20 protein-coding genes are annotated in these 16,660 nt (G+C 35.4%); 6 read left to right on the top strand and 14 right to left on the bottom strand.

Features of this window, described 5'->3' with window-relative positions; genetic code table 11:
• Window positions 1-24: 24 nt before the first annotated feature.
• Entirely contained in the window at window positions 25-957 is a 933-nt protein-coding gene (locus C0Q33_RS00100) for a D-2-hydroxyacid dehydrogenase (RefSeq protein WP_101476574.1), read from the top strand.
• Window positions 958-1,070: 113 nt separating this feature from the next.
• On the opposite strand, the gene C0Q33_RS00095 is transcribed toward C0Q33_RS00100, so the two are convergent.
• A complete protein-coding gene (locus C0Q33_RS00095) occupies window positions 1,071-1,700 on the bottom strand; it encodes a hypothetical protein (protein ID WP_133120953.1) in 630 nt (209 codons plus the stop codon).
• Between the two features lie 117 nt (window positions 1,701-1,817).
• Between C0Q33_RS00095 and C0Q33_RS00090 the strand changes: the two genes are divergently transcribed.
• Window positions 1,818-2,276 (top strand): 50S ribosomal protein L15e, encoded by a 459-nt coding sequence (locus C0Q33_RS00090; RefSeq protein ID WP_101476572.1) that lies wholly within the window; start codon window positions 1,818-1,820, stop codon window positions 2,274-2,276.
• A 32-nt stretch (window positions 2,277-2,308) separates the two neighbouring features.
• Entirely contained in the window at window positions 2,309-2,773 is a 465-nt protein-coding gene (locus C0Q33_RS00085) for a hypothetical protein (RefSeq protein ID WP_101476571.1), read from the top strand.
• Here the strand turns inward: C0Q33_RS00085 and C0Q33_RS00080 are convergent.
• Window positions 2,770-3,375, bottom strand: coding sequence for a hypothetical protein (locus C0Q33_RS00080; protein ID WP_245867255.1), 606 nt, complete (start codon window positions 3,373-3,375; stop codon window positions 2,770-2,772). The two genes, C0Q33_RS00085 and C0Q33_RS00080, sit on opposite strands and share 4 nt — an antisense overlap.
• A gap of 288 nt (window positions 3,376-3,663) precedes the next feature.
• Window positions 3,664-3,894: an Lrp/AsnC ligand binding domain-containing protein gene (locus C0Q33_RS00070; RefSeq protein WP_101476569.1), complete on the bottom strand. Its 231-nt coding sequence runs from the start codon at window positions 3,892-3,894 to the stop codon at window positions 3,664-3,666.
• 155 nt (window positions 3,895-4,049) lie between these two features.
• Here C0Q33_RS00070 and C0Q33_RS00065 point away from each other — a divergent pair, with 155 nt between their 5' ends.
• Window positions 4,050-4,313: a hypothetical protein gene (locus tag C0Q33_RS00065; protein ID WP_165776392.1), complete on the top strand. Its 264-nt coding sequence runs from the start codon at window positions 4,050-4,052 to the stop codon at window positions 4,311-4,313.
• A gap of 4 nt (window positions 4,314-4,317) precedes the next feature.
• Here the strand turns inward: C0Q33_RS00065 and C0Q33_RS09055 are convergent, their stop codons facing one another.
• The 7 genes from C0Q33_RS09055 to C0Q33_RS00035 all read right to left on the bottom strand — a co-directional run bounded on the left by C0Q33_RS09055 (window position 4,318) and on the right by C0Q33_RS00035 (window position 10,554).
• A complete protein-coding gene (locus C0Q33_RS09055) occupies window positions 4,318-4,491 on the bottom strand; it encodes a hypothetical protein (protein WP_133120952.1) in 174 nt (57 codons plus the stop codon).
• Window positions 4,492-4,518: 27 nt separating this feature from the next.
• Entirely contained in the window at window positions 4,519-5,718 is a 1,200-nt protein-coding gene (gene truD / locus C0Q33_RS00060) for a tRNA pseudouridine(13) synthase TruD (protein WP_101476567.1), read from the bottom strand.
• A gap of 3 nt (window positions 5,719-5,721) precedes the next feature.
• Window positions 5,722-7,272: a virginiamycin B lyase family protein gene (locus C0Q33_RS00055; RefSeq protein ID WP_101476566.1), complete on the bottom strand. Its 1,551-nt coding sequence runs from the start codon at window positions 7,270-7,272 to the stop codon at window positions 5,722-5,724.
• A 69-nt stretch (window positions 7,273-7,341) separates the two neighbouring features.
• Window positions 7,342-7,887 (bottom strand): hypothetical protein, encoded by a 546-nt coding sequence (locus C0Q33_RS00050; RefSeq protein ID WP_101476565.1) that lies wholly within the window; start codon window positions 7,885-7,887, stop codon window positions 7,342-7,344.
• Between the two features lie 2 nt (window positions 7,888-7,889).
• Window positions 7,890-9,275 carry an FtsZ/tubulin family protein gene (locus C0Q33_RS00045; protein WP_101476564.1) on the bottom strand — a complete coding sequence of 462 codons (1,386 nt, stop codon included), beginning with the start codon at window positions 9,273-9,275 and terminating at the stop codon, window positions 7,890-7,892.
• Between the two features lie 165 nt (window positions 9,276-9,440).
• Entirely contained in the window at window positions 9,441-9,740 is a 300-nt protein-coding gene (locus tag C0Q33_RS00040; RefSeq protein ID WP_101476563.1) for a hypothetical protein, read from the bottom strand.
• Between the two features lies 1 nt (window position 9,741).
• Window positions 9,742-10,554, bottom strand: a complete 813-nt coding sequence (locus C0Q33_RS00035) for a tetratricopeptide repeat protein (RefSeq protein WP_101476562.1) — start codon at window positions 10,552-10,554, stop codon at window positions 9,742-9,744.
• Between the two features lie 100 nt (window positions 10,555-10,654).
• Between C0Q33_RS00035 and C0Q33_RS00030 the strand changes: the two genes are divergently transcribed.
• Complete coding sequence (locus C0Q33_RS00030; protein ID WP_101476561.1) at window positions 10,655-11,515, top strand: ADP-polyphosphate phosphotransferase; 861 nt, start codon at window positions 10,655-10,657, stop codon at window positions 11,513-11,515.
• Window positions 11,516-11,598: 83 nt separating this feature from the next.
• On the opposite strand, the gene C0Q33_RS00025 is transcribed toward C0Q33_RS00030, so the two are convergent.
• The 4 genes from C0Q33_RS00025 to C0Q33_RS00010 all read right to left on the bottom strand — a co-directional run bounded on the left by C0Q33_RS00025 (window position 11,599) and on the right by C0Q33_RS00010 (window position 16,341).
• A complete protein-coding gene (locus C0Q33_RS00025) occupies window positions 11,599-12,879 on the bottom strand; it encodes a cation:proton antiporter (protein ID WP_101476560.1) in 1,281 nt (426 codons plus the stop codon).
• A 193-nt stretch (window positions 12,880-13,072) separates the two neighbouring features.
• Complete coding sequence (locus tag C0Q33_RS00020) at window positions 13,073-15,559, bottom strand: M1 family metallopeptidase (RefSeq protein WP_101476559.1); 2,487 nt, start codon at window positions 15,557-15,559, stop codon at window positions 13,073-13,075.
• A gap of 35 nt (window positions 15,560-15,594) precedes the next feature.
• Window positions 15,595-16,092: a YqaA family protein gene (locus C0Q33_RS00015; RefSeq protein WP_101476558.1), complete on the bottom strand. Its 498-nt coding sequence runs from the start codon at window positions 16,090-16,092 to the stop codon at window positions 15,595-15,597.
• 15 nt (window positions 16,093-16,107) lie between these two features.
• Window positions 16,108-16,341 (bottom strand): hypothetical protein, encoded by a 234-nt coding sequence (locus C0Q33_RS00010; RefSeq protein WP_101476711.1) that lies wholly within the window; start codon window positions 16,339-16,341, stop codon window positions 16,108-16,110.
• Window positions 16,342-16,389: 48 nt separating this feature from the next.
• Here C0Q33_RS00010 and C0Q33_RS00005 point away from each other — a divergent pair, with 48 nt between their 5' ends.
• Window positions 16,390-16,602 carry a DUF167 domain-containing protein gene (locus C0Q33_RS00005; protein ID WP_101476557.1) on the top strand — a complete coding sequence of 71 codons (213 nt, stop codon included), beginning with the start codon at window positions 16,390-16,392 and terminating at the stop codon, window positions 16,600-16,602.
• Window positions 16,603-16,660 lie beyond the last annotated feature (58 nt).

Raw genomic sequence — 16,660 nt, 5'->3', positions numbered from 1 at the left:
TTCTGTACTTGATGGTCTCATTTCATGTCCATGAATCAATCTGTTTTGATATGTGATCAAGTAGCTCCCATTCTAAATGAAATTTTACAAAAAAATGGTTTGAAAATTACATACGAGCCAGAAATAACACCAGATCAAATCAAAGAAAAAATCTCTAGTTTTGATATTATTGTAGTTAGAAGTAGAACAAAGATTACCAAAGAAATGATCGATTGTGCTACTCAATGTAAAATAATTGCACGTGTGGGAGTAGGTCTTGATAATATTGATGTTGATGCGGCCAAGGCAAAAAATATTCGAGTCATAAATGCAGTAGAGGGAGCAATGAATGCTGTAGCAGAGCTTGTTTTAGGATTGATGCTTTCTATGGCAAGAGAAATTCCAAGAGCAGACCGAGAGATACGAAATGGCAAATGGCTCAAAAAAGAACTCATGGGAATTGAATTATCTGGAAAATATCTTGGAATTGTTGGTCTAGGAAACATAGGGAAAAGACTTGCAAAACTTGCAAGAGGATTGAACATGAATATCATTGGTTTTGACGTTATGCCAATTGCCGATGATTTTGCACGTGATGTGGGATTGATCAAAGCAGATATTGATACACTAATCTCAAGTGCAGATTTCATTTCATTTCATGTTCCACTAACTGATGATACTCATCATCTAGTTAATGCCAAAAGACTTTCTATGATGAAAAAGACTGCATATATCATTAACACATCTCGGGGCGAAATCATTGATGAGGACGCATTGTATAACGCACTTAAAGAGGGAAATCTTGCAGGTGCTGCATTGGATGTATTTGAAAAGGAACCTGCAGTTGGCAACAAACTTACAACACTTTCAAACGTAGTATGTACACCGCATATGGGGGCACAGACAAAAGAAGCTCAGACCCTTGCGGCAAATGTTATAGGAGAAAAAATAATAATGATTCTTCGTGGAGTTATCTAGTTCGACTCGTTTAACTTGTCTTCCTATCGCTTCTGTTTTTGATAATATCTTTTGTTTCTGTAACTGCTAACACTATTGTAGACCTAGAAATAAAACATCTATTTGAAAATAACCTATATTACAATAATTCCTTTCTGAATCAAGTATTGTATGCTCAAACCAAATTCATTGTCTGATGTGTAATCATCTGACCATAAATTTGCACTATTCTTGAACCACTGTGGGATGTGCACCTGATTTGTTTGATTATTATAGTTTGTACCATTGATGATGTTGTCATTTATTAATTCATGAATTAGTCCTGCGTAGTCTTTATCAGTTGGAGATCCTTGTTGCCATGTCTTGACCAAAGTTTTGAATTCATTTGGTATGGCAATTTTGCCAGAATCTATTAGGTCAAAAGAAACAGTTGCATTGTCCTCTCCGTATCTTGCATTGATTTGATACATTCCTGGACTAAAAGTTGTCTTGTAAAAAGGAAATGGTGCAATCTTTGTGTAATTCAGTGTACTTATTGGTATGTTGATTGGTGAACTTGATCTGCCCAAATTATCCACTATTTGTATTATGATATCATTTCCAGTCAATTCTGAAACTTGAAAATTTATAGAAAGAAAATCGCTGTATTCATAAACCTGTTTGCTGGTTGATATCTCAAGAGATGCAACTGCAGAACTCTGCTGTAAACCAATGGATAGTACTACAACCATAGTTAGTATGAGAATATTTCTAGACCAACTCATAGAAAATAACAAAAATCAATTTCATAAATAGTCTTCCTTGAAACTAGAACTAGTTTACTGACTATGGCACGCCTGATTTTCTAACAGAATATAAAGGGTAAATCTGTAGTGCCGAGTATGCCTAGTATCCAAGATCAGATCTGGATAAAAATGTGGAAAGAAAATTCTCCAGAGCTTAGAGCCAAGGCTGTAGAATGGAGAAAACAAAATGCACTAGTACGTATTGATAGGCCAAGTAGGATCCAAAGGGCTAGAAGACTAGGATACAAAGCAAAGCAAGGTATTGTTGTAGTCAGAATGCGTGTGGGTAAAGGTAACATGCGCAAGAAAAGGCCAGTTGCAGGAAGAAGACCAAAACACCTTGGTGTACTTAGAATAAAACCAGCGCTTAGTATGCAACGAGTTGCAGAACGTAGAGTGCTGGAGAGATTTCCTAACATGAATTTACTTGGTTCATACTATCTTCATCAAGACGGTTTGTATCTTTGGTACGAAATAATTCTTGCAGATGTATCACACCCAAGAATTGTAAAAGACAAAGAGATACGTGGTAAACTAGCTACTTTGAAAAATTGAGAACTCAAATTTTCTTATCGTGTATATTGTTAATGGGTTTGTTACCAGTACCAGCTTATGCACAACTAATCCCTGCCCCTGAAGGTCTTAATCATCCTGGGATAAAGTGGGACTGGCAAATTAATGCAGGAAATTATACATTTGATGTGAGTACAGTCTCAAACTATGATATGAAAAATGTTACTTTTAACGAAATCAACAAGGAATTAATTTTTACTGGTAATAGTACTCACGATGGAAATATTGCTGAAATTGAAATACCACATAATTTGATTGGGGGAACTCTGACCGTATCTCAAAATGAAAAACCAATTTCCGTGATAGTAATTCCAGGTACGAACAGCTCTACTATGATGCTCAAATTTAATCAGACTGGTTTGACTAAAACAAGTGTTGTAGGAACCACATATCTTCCAGAATTCTCAAGTATTGCTCCTCTCGTAATGGTATTATCAATTGTAATGGTTCTATTTACGACAAGACTGAGAAAACTCTAAAACCCATTGTTATAGTCTTCCCACATGTTTGCTCTTGTGGTAAGTTTATTCATTTGATAAAATATTCCACCTACAATACCTGCCTGATAGAATGCATATAGGTAAACTTGTGAATGTGAAGGATCTGTATGACTAAAAGTTAATGCAAGCATGGAGAAGAAGATGTATGTTCCAACAAATGTGAATAATTTACTAAATATTCCTTCCATTCCAACAATTCTTTTTGTTGCAGCCGCCATTATCGTTATGCTTGATACAATTAGAAATGTCAATCCTCCATTTGTTTGAATGAATTCTGTTGCCCATGGAATCAAACCGTCACTAAGAATTGATTTGTGTGATGGTTGCGCACCCCCGTGAAGTGCAAAAGAGACCGAAGTAAAGATTGCACCCATCATGAACAAAAATAAGAATCCTTTGAAGAAGGCACGTTTTAGAGGACTTCGGGATTCGGAAGGTTGCATTACTCTGTCAGTCATTTTAAGACCATACAGAAGGCCTATTCCAAAAGAAGGGGCAAACATTAAATCGATAATTAATGGAGTCTGTTTTGTAATTTTATCGATATCTGGTCCAAATGTCAGATATACTACAAGTGCCAATATTCCTTTTTAAAAAATGGATTAAAGAAAGAAATCCAAAGGATTTTGCCTATTTTATCAACTCATTTTGCCTTTTATCTGAGGCTTGGGTGTATTCGCGTATGAAAATGGGTTTTGTAATAACGGGTATTGGGATCATCACTTTGATTTTCGGTATTATTTTCTATTTACAAGGAAATTCTTTAGTTGGCCCTACTTCCTCGTTTATGTATTCAAATCCGAAATGGATTGTTAACGGACAATGGATTGCCGTCAGCGGGGTATTGATCCTAGCAGCTGGTCTTGGAATCAGCTTACGATGCCCAAGGTCATAGTTGATCTAACCTTGGATAACTGACGAATTTTTTTTGTAATCATGTGGTCCATCTGGGCTTCTGTGTCGGTCTCAGCTTCCACTACAATGTCGTAATCTCCGTATACTACTCTTGCATCCTTTACTTTGTCTATTTTCTTCAATTTTTCAACAATTTCGTTTTCGGCACCAAGATCGCAACCGATCAAAACGTATGCTTTTTCCATATTGTATTACATTAAAACAAGCTTAAATCCTTTTCATGGATCTAGTCACAATTCTTGTTAAATTATGTCACTGGTTCTTTTTTTTTGCAATTTTTCTTATAAGGCAGTTCAGATAATGAGCATGGAATTAAATGGCGGCTCTTGGAAATATCATTATGGGTCTATTTGGAAGGTCAAAACAAAATGATGCCACAGTTGAACAGATGAGAATATTGCTTGATAACTTTCAATTTGCTGATCTTCAATCTTTTTGTATTAATATCCTGGGGGAAAATCCAGCAATTGATAAAGAACATCTGTCCAGCATAGAGATACTTGATTTCATCTGGGACAAGTATCATAAGGGAAAAATACAGTTTTCACAGCTAAAAGATTTTGCACTAAAACATAATATTGTAACGGAAAACTTTTTTGAATAAAATACTAAATTCTCATGTCCAATGTTTTTAGAATATTTGTCTTAAGATCATATACTCTTATGAGGTGATTATTGGTATCAGCAATGTACAATTTGCCTTCATGATACTCTACATCACTTGGTTCGTAAAGTTCTAGGGCGTCACAATTTGGGTCATCTAATTTACAAATTCCACCCATTCCATATCTTCCGATTATTGTTGAAACCTAGAATCCTGCAGAAACTGGATCTGACGGCTTCATTATTTCACGTAATAGAATGGTTGCATATGAGCCTCTTGAAAGCGTAAAATCAACATATGGTTCGTTTATTACAAAATCATCGCATCGCATTGTAACTTGTCTAAATCCTCCCTCTTCACTTGCTTCTTGCATCTCTTTTACAAAAAAATCTTTTGGGGTTATTTGTTGCTCTACAAGTATTTGAGATATAAAACTATCAAATCTATTCTTTTTTGAATATGAATATCCTACAAGTGGTATTGTTAATCTTTGTTGAGGATCATTTTGATATCTTCCAAGATTGTCGTCTTTATCAAAACAAACATCACCTAGTTGTGCTTGTAATAGATTTTCACCAACCTCGTATGACATTGACACCGTTTGATTAAACACAAATGATTGAAATGCTTCCACAAAAAATCTCCGCAATTGTATTGGTATTGCACGTAATGCTCTAAGTGCATCTCCATGGTTTATCATTTCGTCCAAGACAATTCTTTCAATATCCATCTGTGGTGGAACCTCGTTGAATGTTTTTGAATAATTTGATTTATCCTTGAGCCTTTCTCGTATCTTGTTATTATGCGGTAAATCATATTCTGAGGTGTATGACAGTAAAATCTCTACGGCGTATTCAAAATTTTTCTGCAAGATGGCCTTTCCTATTAGATGTGATACTGGTCTTCTACTTCCAAATCTCTGATAGCCAAAAAAGTTTAGAATCTTGTCTTGTTCACTGAACTGGGAGATCTTTGAAAAGTCTGCATCCTCTATCTTTATCTTGAAATGATTTCCAATCATGTCTTTTTTTGTTAGAGGCTTTTGTAGTAGGCCGATTTTCTCAAGGGTATACCTGTTTGTGACTAGGGTATTAGTAGACCTACCAGTTGTCATGTCACAAACATACTGTTCTGTTGTAGCATTTGCATCCTTGAGGCCCAATGCCTTGAGTCTTAATCCATATTTTGTGAAAATATCTGATAATGCGTGATTTGTATCAATGCCATGTTTCTTTAGCTTGTATACTGCATAGCTTCCTGAAGCTGAAATTTTATCAAGGGATTTTTCTCGTAATATTTCTGAGACAAAGAATTGTTCTGGAGCTGATTTTATTCTGCCTCCAATACCTTCTGTTTTAGTACAATATGTGAAAATCCCAATCAGTTTGTCTAGATTGGGAATCACTTCTTACTCTAGTGTTACGGTGATGTATTTTGATACTGTAATGTCATGGTATCTTACACCTAGTAAGAGTTGGTAAGTTCCTGCACTAGCAAAATTATCTGCTAATATTGTCACCTTTACAGTCTTTGACTTGTCAACTGTAACTAAGGCATCTTGTGGTATGACGGATATATTTTGTGCTCCTGCTGTGTTTGATGTGATGATTGATACTGGTGATGTCAACTGCTCTTGTGGGTTGATGTTAAATGAAACAGTTACATTTTGTCCACGCTGTATAGTAATTGAAGTATCAGACGCATTTACTTCAATTGGTAGCGCTATGCTAGAATCCAAAACTCCTATGTTGTTTTCAACCCATTCTGCAAACCAAACCTTATTGTGATCTACTGTAAAGTCAAGAACTTGGGCTACTCCACAATCTTGCAATGTTCCACAATCAGACCAGTTGGGATTCTTGGAAGGTACTAGATATTCTACAAGAGACTGAGTTGATGAATCATATACTCCTAAACTATTTGCAACTTGTTCATTAAACCATAGTCTTCCTTTATCATCAAAGTGATTCCAGTATGGTCTCGATATTGGTGTCTTGATGAGTCCTGATGCATTGCCATACGAAGATATTGGTGGAGGAGAGGTTAGGTGTTTTGTAAATTGGTTACTATTAGGATCAAAATCAAAAAAGATACTACTTGCAGTATCCATTATCCATAACTTGCCTATTGAATCAATTGCAATTCCATTGGGTGCTTGAATTTCTTGAGGCAAAGTATATTGCGTAGAATTACCAGTTTTCGGGTCGTATTTTACAAGATTTCCTCCTTGTTGATATTTCCAAACTGTATACCATACATTACCTCCAGGATCTGTTGTCATTGTACTTGTAAAGTTGTAGTTTCCAGGAGATGAAATGTTTGTTACTCCAAGATCAGGACCAATATGATCTGTGGTAAAAGTGCCGATTTTTTTACCAGTAAAGTCATTGACATAGGCATTTTTACCATCTATGTAAAGCATTTGTGGAAAAGAACCATCTGTTCCATTACTCTTGGGGAATACAAATCTTGTATAACTCTTGTCTGTTGGATTGAATTTCCAGATCAAACTGTGCTGAGAATCTGTAAACCAAATATTTTCATCTTGGGCAGTGCCAAGACCCCACATCATGGATTTTTCTCCTTTCTGCCATTGTTCATTGGTGAATTCTTGGAATGTCTTTGAAGAAGGATCAAACTTACCCAAGTTACCAGTATTTGACTCTGTAAACCATACATTGCCAGCAGGATCTGCAATAATTGCTAGTGGTTGAGTACAAGATGTTGGTATTTTGTATTCTGTAATGTATTTGCTGGACTGAGCAGGACCTGTTTCACAAAAAGTTGTTCTCTTGTTGTCTGGATAATTGTCTGCAGGTGTTCCAGTGAGTGTAATGCCTGTATTCTGATTACTAGGTGTTGCAACTTTTCCCCCTCCGAGAAATGCTGCGCTTACGGTAGAAACGATAAAGATTGCCATGAATACTATTGCAAGAAGCTTTTTGGTATTCTTGTTCACAAAATCTTGGCTGTTTTTACCTTGTTATATCTTATACGTAGAATGCTGAGAATGAGTATGAATGGTTTATTATTTTCTCTTGATTGCTAATGTCTTTTGGACCTCATTTAAACTGCTCAAGAATTTTTGTTTGGCCTCATACTCATCGGTTACTTTTATGACAATTTCAGATGCTGAAAACATTACATCTTTTACAAGTATTGGTGGGGAGAGGCCTAATAGCTCGCTTAGTATTGCAAGTATGTTGTTAAAAGTGACATTATTTTTGTAATGAAAAATTGTATTTCCATCTGCAATCTTTGGGTTTGGCTCTAAAGGAATCACTAGTTCCTGTGAAGTGAATTCCGTTATGAACGTCGAAATGTCTTCTTTTATCTTTGTACTCAAATCTTCTTTTTGTGCACTGAGTTTCTCTTTTGCACTTTCCAAGTCTGTTGTTGGATCATGATAATCTTGACCTATCATCTTTGCAAATGTTGATTCTGTAGGGCTTTTGAGTGGAATTTCATGGATTCTGAAATTTACTGTTGCAAGCTCATCTTCTATATCCTTTAGATTTGTTCTATTTTCTCTAATACGGGTTGCGACCTGTTCTAAGAATGTAAAATCTGACATATCTAGCTAAACTCATGGACTACGTCCATGAGGCTTGCCTTGAATTCCTCAGTGGTCAATCCCCACTTTCCATATTCCTCTTTGAAAGCATCCCATGAAGCCTCTGCTTCACTTGCAATCTCTAAAATCTTGGTTCCGATTGCTTTAGTGTTTACAAGTATTGTGATATTTGCCTGTTCTGTTTCTAAGATTGGAATCTTGATGAATATCATTCTGGATTCTTCGATGTGGAATCTGTCTTTTATTATGTTCTTTAGAATGTCTCTTTCCTTTGCTTCAAAATCTCCGCTTATTTTGACAAGTATACAACAAGAGTCTTTAGGTCCGCCTTTATCTCTTATGTCATTTTCATCAATATCAAACAATACTGCATCTTCTTTCTTATTGATGTGTTCTACAATTCCCTCCATTGTGTTATGTTTAGTACCGGTCAAATCAGCACCCCATTGTCTTTCTTCTGGAACTACTGGAATTACCCAAGTGATTGCAAATCTTGGTCTTTTTGTTGCAAGCCACGTCCTATAGTTTGACATGTCCCACTCTGTTTCTCTTGCAAATGATGCCACAAACATGGACATTGCATTTGCTGCAATCAAGTTCATCCCTCTGTAATCCTTCCAACCTACTTCATGCTCCTTTGGAAGGTCATCTATAATTGATGACATTTTATCTAATCTTTTCTCATGCTTTTGTGCTAACTCTCTTAGTCTTTTATTTGAAAATAGAATTGAACAGTCACTGTATTTTATCTGGTGTTCTAGATTCATTACAATGTTGATAGCAGATGCTTCTAAAATTACTGGATCCCATCCAAACTCTGGTAATAATCCAAATGATGCAATTGTTGCATGTTCTTTTGTATCTTTTTTAATATATTGCATAAAGGCACTGGCAAATGAAGCACCAGTACCACCACCCATTGCAAATGGAATAGTAAATCCTCTCACTGGTTCAGGAGAAAGACTAGCAAGTTGTTTTTGCATATCATATTTTGTACTTACTTCTTTGATGAATCTTGTACGACCCTCTGCCCAATTTCTTGCAGCGCCTCCAGCTCCTGATATTACATGCTTGTCTCTTAACGCAAAAAGATCTGGATATGACTGTAGTATCAAATTGGCGGCTCTTGGGTCTAAATCGATTAACAATGCTCTTGGAATTAATGGAATTTCACTTCCACCGTATGCATTTGGAAATCGCAAAATAGTACTTCCATATCTCTTGAGTATACGGGATTCATCCTTTTCACCCTTTAAGGTTGGTTTTAGGGGATCAGCGCCAACATCAATTAATAATCTCCTATATGTCTCTGCACCTAGACCAATTCCACAATGACCAAAACATGTCATAATGACTGGTGCGGGTGGTAATGGTGCAAACTTTGACAAGTCTAATCACTATCTGGAACTGAAACTTGTCTCTTTAACCATATAGTGCAAGATTGTAAAGTCCATACTTGATAGTTATAGACATGATATTGATTTTGTTCCAATTTCAATCTTATATTCAGCTCTAGCCTTTTTGAATTTAAGATTTAAGAAGAATTTCTTCTTTTATTCATCTTCTGTAAGAGCGTCCTTGAGTTTTCTAAACTCTTCAACTGTTATCTGACCTTCTGCAAGTCTGACTCGAAGCAGTTCTAATGATTCGTGTCTTTTACTTGGTTTTATACTTGGAGATTGTTCTCCATCAACAACTTTCAAAGATTCGGTCAATGTTTGAATATATCTATAATCTGACATGACTACAGGTTCTCCTTTTTTTATAACCTCGATTATTTCTCGTAATCTCTTTGAATCTCCTTTACCGGATGTGATCAAATTCTTGACGGTTTTTAGTATATCTTCAGACATTTTATTTCACTATAGTCTTGAATTTGGGATCCCCTTTTAGTTTATCGAATGAAGAATCTTTAACTGCCCATTTCTTTATGGTTTTACCATAGTGGGAGATTGCCTGTGCGAGAAGAATTAATGCATCACTATCTTCACCAAGTTGAGCTTTACTTCTTGCTTTTGCATAAATTATAGTGCCATTTTTTGGAAATTCCTTTAGTATTTTATCGAAGATCAATATTGCATCTTGATGTCTTCCAATCTCAGATAATTCAGTTGCCTTGTAAAATAGCGCTTCATTATTTTCTGGTTCTTTTTCTAGAACTTTATCAAGAAAGTATATTGCATCCTCATGTTTTTTTTGTTTACCTAGAACCAATCCCTTATAGTGCATAGCTTGTATGTTTTCTGGTTCCATATCTAGGACCTTATTCATGCAATCAAGTGCATCATCATATCTCTCAAGTCGAATTGTTGCAATTCCCTTATTGTATAATGCAGGAATATAATTGGACTCACTTACTAGTGCTCTGTTGTAATATGTAACTGCTTTTTCAAATTGTTGTAATTCTGCACACTGATTTCCCAAATTATTTAGTGCGTCAACATGATCATGCTTGTATTCAATTATTTTCTCAAAGCATAATACTGCGTCCTTATTTTTCTTCAACTCTAACAAAGACATTCCTTTGTTGTAAAGTGCGTCAATGTTTTCTGGGTCTTGTTTTAAGGCCTTGTCAAAAAATGATATTGCATCTTTATGTTTTTTAAGCTTGGCATAACTAATACCTTCTAGGATCATTTTTTGGGTTGATGTTTTATCTGAACTCATTTTACTATGTTTGAAAGATTCTTGATGTGATGTTTAATGTTTTATTTTGCTATGAAAGTAGGGAATTAGATAAATCTAAGATCTTTATCAATAAAGCAGAATGAAAATAAACTCCCGAGATTTTCTTGTCAGGCCAGGGAAAAAGGTCAAACTTAAAAAATGGCCAACAAATGTCGAGCCTGTTTACACGTCAAAAGAGCAGTATCACCAAATCCTTGCGGAACACATCCGTGAGATGAACTCTCTACAAAATCTCCTGTATGCATCAAATCAGTATTCTTTATTGATAATCTTTCAGGGAATGGATGCCTCGGGAAAAGATGGTGCCATCAAGCATGTAATGTCTGGTGTCAATCCACAAGGGTGTCAAGTGTTTAGTTTCAAACATCCCAGTGTTGAGGATCTCGAACATGATTTTCTCTGGCGCACAACTCGTTGCCTTCCAGAACGAGGACGAATTGGTGTCTTCAATCGTTCCTATTATGAAGATGTGCTAATTGTTCGTGTACATCCTGAAATACTATCTAGTCAAGGACTTCCAAAGGAATCACTAGACAAGAAAACCATCTGGCAAGATAGGTATGATTCTATTATGGATTTAGAAAAACATCTACACAGAAACGGAACTAGAATCATAAAGTTTTTCCTTCATATTTCAAAGGATGAGCAACAAAAGCGTTTTCTTCAACGAATAGATGCGCCAGACAAGAACTGGAAATTTAGTCTTGCAGATATTGAAGAGAGAAAATTTTGGCAAGATTACGTGATTGTTTATGATGATTGTCTAAGNNCTAACGCGCCTTGGTATGTTATTCCTGCAGATGATAAAGATAATGCAAGGCTGATAATTTCACAGATTATTCTAGATACCCTTGAGGATCTTGATATGACTTATCCAAAGACGAACACAAAACGTCGCCAAGACTTATACTCTTTCCGAAAATTATTGACCAAGAAATAATTCTGATTACTGTATACTTAATTATTTACAATTATTATTTTTGAAAATTAAATGAAGAGATTTACTAATCTGGAAGTTATTATCTAATTACTTGTCTCTGGTCTTGCATCAGGAAACGCCTTTTTGATATATCTTGAAAGTATTGGATATTGGATTATCAAAGAAGATAAGACTACTCCAAATGTGATGGTCTTTAGTATTTCTTTAAATTCACTCTCGGGAAGAGTTGCAACAAGTGCAACGGAAAGTGCTCCTCTCATACCTCCTACCATGACTATGTTCCGCCACACTCCTGTTGTTTTTTCTTTTGTAAATCGATTGGTTGCTGCAAGTATTGGATATGTAGATGCAGCTCTTGCTGCTAGTACAATTATGACTGCAAGTGCAATTAGAGGCAGATTTTGACCTATTCGAACAATATCCATACTTAATCCTAGATACAAAAATGCAACAGAATTTGCAAAGAATGCAATCATCTCCCAAAAATTAGATGCGTATGCCCTTACCTTTTCACTTATGATGTGAGGTTTTCTCATGATCACACCAAACCACAATCCTGCAGCAGCTGCTGCAACAAGACCTGAGAGACCAAGTGAATTTGCAATTACAACTGAGCCAAAAAGCACTGCTACTGAAAGTGCAGTTTCAGAAAATGGCTCTTCTAATAATCTATGTAAAAATTGTGAACCCACTGCAAGTCCAATTCCTATTGCAATTCCTCCAAAGAATACGATGGCGAATTGTCCAATTGTTTCTAAAATGTTGACATTAATTGCAGATGATGTACTTGGTGAAAGAAATGTTCCTTGTGCTACTGACAATGCTATGATTGATGAGAATATGATTGCGCCAGCTGCATCATTAAAACTAGCCTCTGATTGCATCAGTGTGGCAAGTTGGCCTGGAACTTTTACTCTCTTAAAAACTTCAATTACAATTGCTGCATCAGTAGGAGCAATTAATGCAGCAAAGGCAAATGCAACAATTGTTGGAAGTCCTGCAAGATATGATAGTAACAGTCCACCAACTATGGTTGCTACACCAACTCCCACTGTAGATAATAATAAAGACGATATTCTGACTGTCATGAAATGTTCACGATCTATTCTCATCATTGCTTCAAAAATAAGAGGTGGAATGACAAAGTATAGTATCAATTTTGGATCCACCTTGAACCCTGAAATATTTGGAATGCCATGACCTGTAAAATCTAAAATTGAAATTGCAATTCCAATCACTACCAGAATCATTGTATAGGGAACCTTCACTTTTGTCGCAATCAGGGTAGCAAGAAAGATTGTTACAAGAAAGACTGGAATGATATATTCATTTGATAAAAGGTGACCTAGGCTTAATTCTGACATCTTTAGACTCTAGTATGCAAATTATAAAAATCGTTCTTAGATAATGATGATTTTTTGATTATTTTCTTTAGTTTATCTTTCATTCTTAAAATTAGAAATCCCAAAAAAATTCCAAATGATTTTGATTTAATGACATTATTCAACATTGAGAGAATTACACTAGATTCTGAAAATCTGGGAAATAATTTGTAATCTATCTAAATTCCTTTCTTATGCTTTGGACAAACCTGGCATGAATTCTTATTCTCTCCAATGTTTGTGCAAGTTTCATCTCAGTACCAGGAACGTGATGTTTTGTAAAGAATTTCTTAATCTCTATTTCTTTTTTCAAGTCTGCTTCAATTGAAACACTACCGATTATTCTATTGAGAAGTGGATTTCCAACTCCGAATCTTGATACAATCCCCTTCCAATTTTGCTTTATCCATGGCCAGACAAGTTCTTTTCCTTGTGGATTTGTTACCATTCTTGCAATTGGCTGAAATAGATTCTGGGTTCTAACCTCTTTTGAGAGTGTAAATGAAAGTGTTTTTGATAGTAACTTTTTGTCCTGAAAGTTTGCAAGTGAACTTAATAATCTGACCATCTCCTCTTGCGTCGGTGCTTTACGATACAAACTAAGCATTTTTTGATATATGGAAGCGTCCCCACTCCATGCTATTGTAGAATAGATTGGACCGCGTAGATCCGGGTTTAACTGACCAGTTTTTAATAGATTAGAAAATCTTGATTTTGCTTCTGAAATTATTTCTTTATCTTCTAGTCTTCCAAGTGAACTGATTATCTGCCCACGAAGAAGTGTGGTTGTTGGTTTTTCTCCCTCGACCGTGTCCCATCCTAACTTTGAAAACACCTTGTTAAAGAAATCCTGATTGAATTCTTTAATCTCTTGCCAAAATTCTTCTTTTGATAATAGTGTATAGAAAAAGTTCAAACTGCCTATGATGTCTGACAACACCACATAATCATCTTCATCTTCGTAATGTCTTATAAAGTCCAAATAATTTTTGAATGATATTTGATTTGAAATACATAATGCAAATAGATCATGGTGAATGCTCCATCGATCAACATTTGATATTGATTTTTCTTCAATTCTCCTTCCAAGTACTTCTAGAACAATTTCGTCGTATTTTACTCGATAAAATCCCTTTTGACCATCGTTTACCTTGAACCAATCTGCCTTGTAGGGAATTGTCACTGGTCCTTTCATCAGTTTGTTAACTACTCTGTCTCCAATTCTAACAGAGAGTGGAATTATCCAATTTCCTTGCTTTGTTTTTCCATTACTTTCCAAGAGAAATCTTCTTTGGGATAATTTTAATTTTGAATCTTTCACATGTGCATCAATAACCGGATATCCTATCTGTCTTACCCATGTATTCATCATCTGTCTTACTGGCTGTCTTGATATTGAACCCAATGAGTTCCAAAGATCTTCTGTTGTAGCATTAGCATATTCGTGTTTTTTGAGATATCGATGCAATCCTTTTTGGAAATTATCTTCTCCGATAAATTTTTCAAGCATCATTAATACACAGCCGCCCTTGTTGTAACTAATTTCATCAAATATCTGCCTAACATCTGCGGGACTTTTTACTGGAACATCAATTGGATGAGATGATTTTAAAGAATCAAGACTTAGCCCACCTGTCATCTCTGAAATAAGAAACTGATCCCAAAAGTCCCACTCTGGATATAATGCATCAACTGCCTTTGTAGCCATGAATGTGGCAAAACTTTCATTGAGCCATAGATCATTCCACCATTTCATTGTGACCAAATTGCCAAACCACTGATGTGCTATCTCATGGGCAATGACTTCTGCAATATGCTGTTTTGTTTCTGTCGATGATGTCTTTGGATCATACAATAGTATTGTCTCTCTAAATGTAATTGCGCCCCAATTTTCCATTGCCCCTGACGCAAAGTCTGGTATTGCAATCATGTCGAGCTTGGGTAATGGATATTTAATTTTGAAATATTTTTCAAAATATGAAAGGAATTGTTTTGTAAATTCTAATGATAATTTTCCTTGATGTTTCTTTCCGTACGTTGTGATTACTCGTATCAATGTCTTACCGGACTTGGCTGAAATGTATTCAAATTCCCCTACTGCCATATAGAGAAGATATGTGGACATTATTGGAGTGGTATCAAATCTGTATAGTGTCTTTAGGCCTATCTTTTTCTTTGATATTACTGGCATGTTTGAAATTGCAGTATGGTTGTTATCCGCTAGAAGGGAGACATCAAACGTTGCCTTGGCTTCTGGTTCATCCCAGCAAGGAAACGCTCTTCGTGCATCGGCTGCCTCAAATTGGGTAGTTGCAAGATGTTTTTCTGCCCCTTTGTACTTGTACTTACTTCTATAGAATCCAACGAGCTTATCATTTAATTGTCCAACGAAATCGATTGAGAGAATCGCAGTGCCTGATATTTTCTTGGGTAGTATGATGGTTAATTCCTCTGTTTTCGCATCAAGTTGTATCTTTGGGTTTATCTCTATTCCATTCCAAGATATCTGACACTTTTTTATTTCTAGTTCGGCAGCATGTAAAACTATTTTACTTGTTAATCTAGATGCCTGAATTGAAATTTTTTCTTTTCCCCTGAAAATAAATTTCTTAAAGTCTGGTTCAAATTCTATATCATAGTGTATGGGAAAGACGTCCTTCACAAGATTTTGATTCTAATATACACGTAATATACTTTCTAATGTAGGGATCTAACTAACCAATGTATAAAGTGAACCCCAAAAAATACTATTGCAACTGATTTTACTGTTTTACCTGTTGTCATTGCGATAGTATATTTTACAATACTGTATCTTTTTGTTCCAGCTATGATTGACACAACATCCCCAATTATGGGAATCCAAGGCGAGAGAAAAATTATTGTAGACCAACCATACTTTGTCATTATGTTGATGCTTTTTTGTTCATATTTTTTTTCTGGAGTCTTTCGGAGTCTGCGTAATAATCTTCCATTGTAACCAAGATAATATGCAATATATCCACCAATTATGGAACTAAATGTTAATACTAGAAATACATCTAGCGGTTTTATTCTTCCTAGCAGTAAAGCGGAGACAGTTAACTCTGTAGGAATTGGAATAAAACTTGAAAACATTCCATTGAAAAAGAGACCCCATAGTCCATATTTTATAAATATGGTATCACGTAGTATGGAATTTATTAATTCATGAAGCATTGTCTAAAATCTCTTCTAGCTTGTTTTAAATGAATTGCCATATTTTACATCATGATCATATATTGCGTTTCCAATTTTCTTGAGTAGTTTAATTTTTGACTTTCGTGCTTTTTTATCATGACTATAGTCTTTTCTCTCTATCAAATCATGTAGTCTTTCAAGCTCTTCCCTTGATAGTGCATTAACTCCTTTTGTAAATACAATGTCTAAAAGTTGGAGTCTTTCAAGATCATCGTTATCATTTTCCATGATATCTATTACTCTATCTTTAATATTTGTCTTACATGAAAATGGATTATGCTTTACAAGGTATCTGTATCGTTTCATAAGGACCATATTGAAATCATTGGCGATTACATTGAAATTGGTATTATGGTAAAACCTGTAAAAGGAGAGGCTAATCTTGAGATACTGAAAAAAATTGCAAAACATCTAGGCGTACCGAAATCTAATGTGAGAATTGTGGCAGGAGAAAAATCTAGAGACAAGATAGTAGAAGTAACACAATAATTTACCAAACCCTAAAAAATGAGAGTATTGAATTCTTATTGTGAACAAAACTGTTGTT

Source organism: Candidatus Nitrosotalea bavarica, from assembly GCF_900167955.1.
Lineage (GTDB): Archaea > Thermoproteota > Nitrososphaeria > Nitrososphaerales > Nitrosopumilaceae > Nitrosotalea > Nitrosotalea bavarica.
Note: the sequence above shows the minus strand (reverse complement) of the source record. Positions and strands in the feature narration are given on the sequence as shown.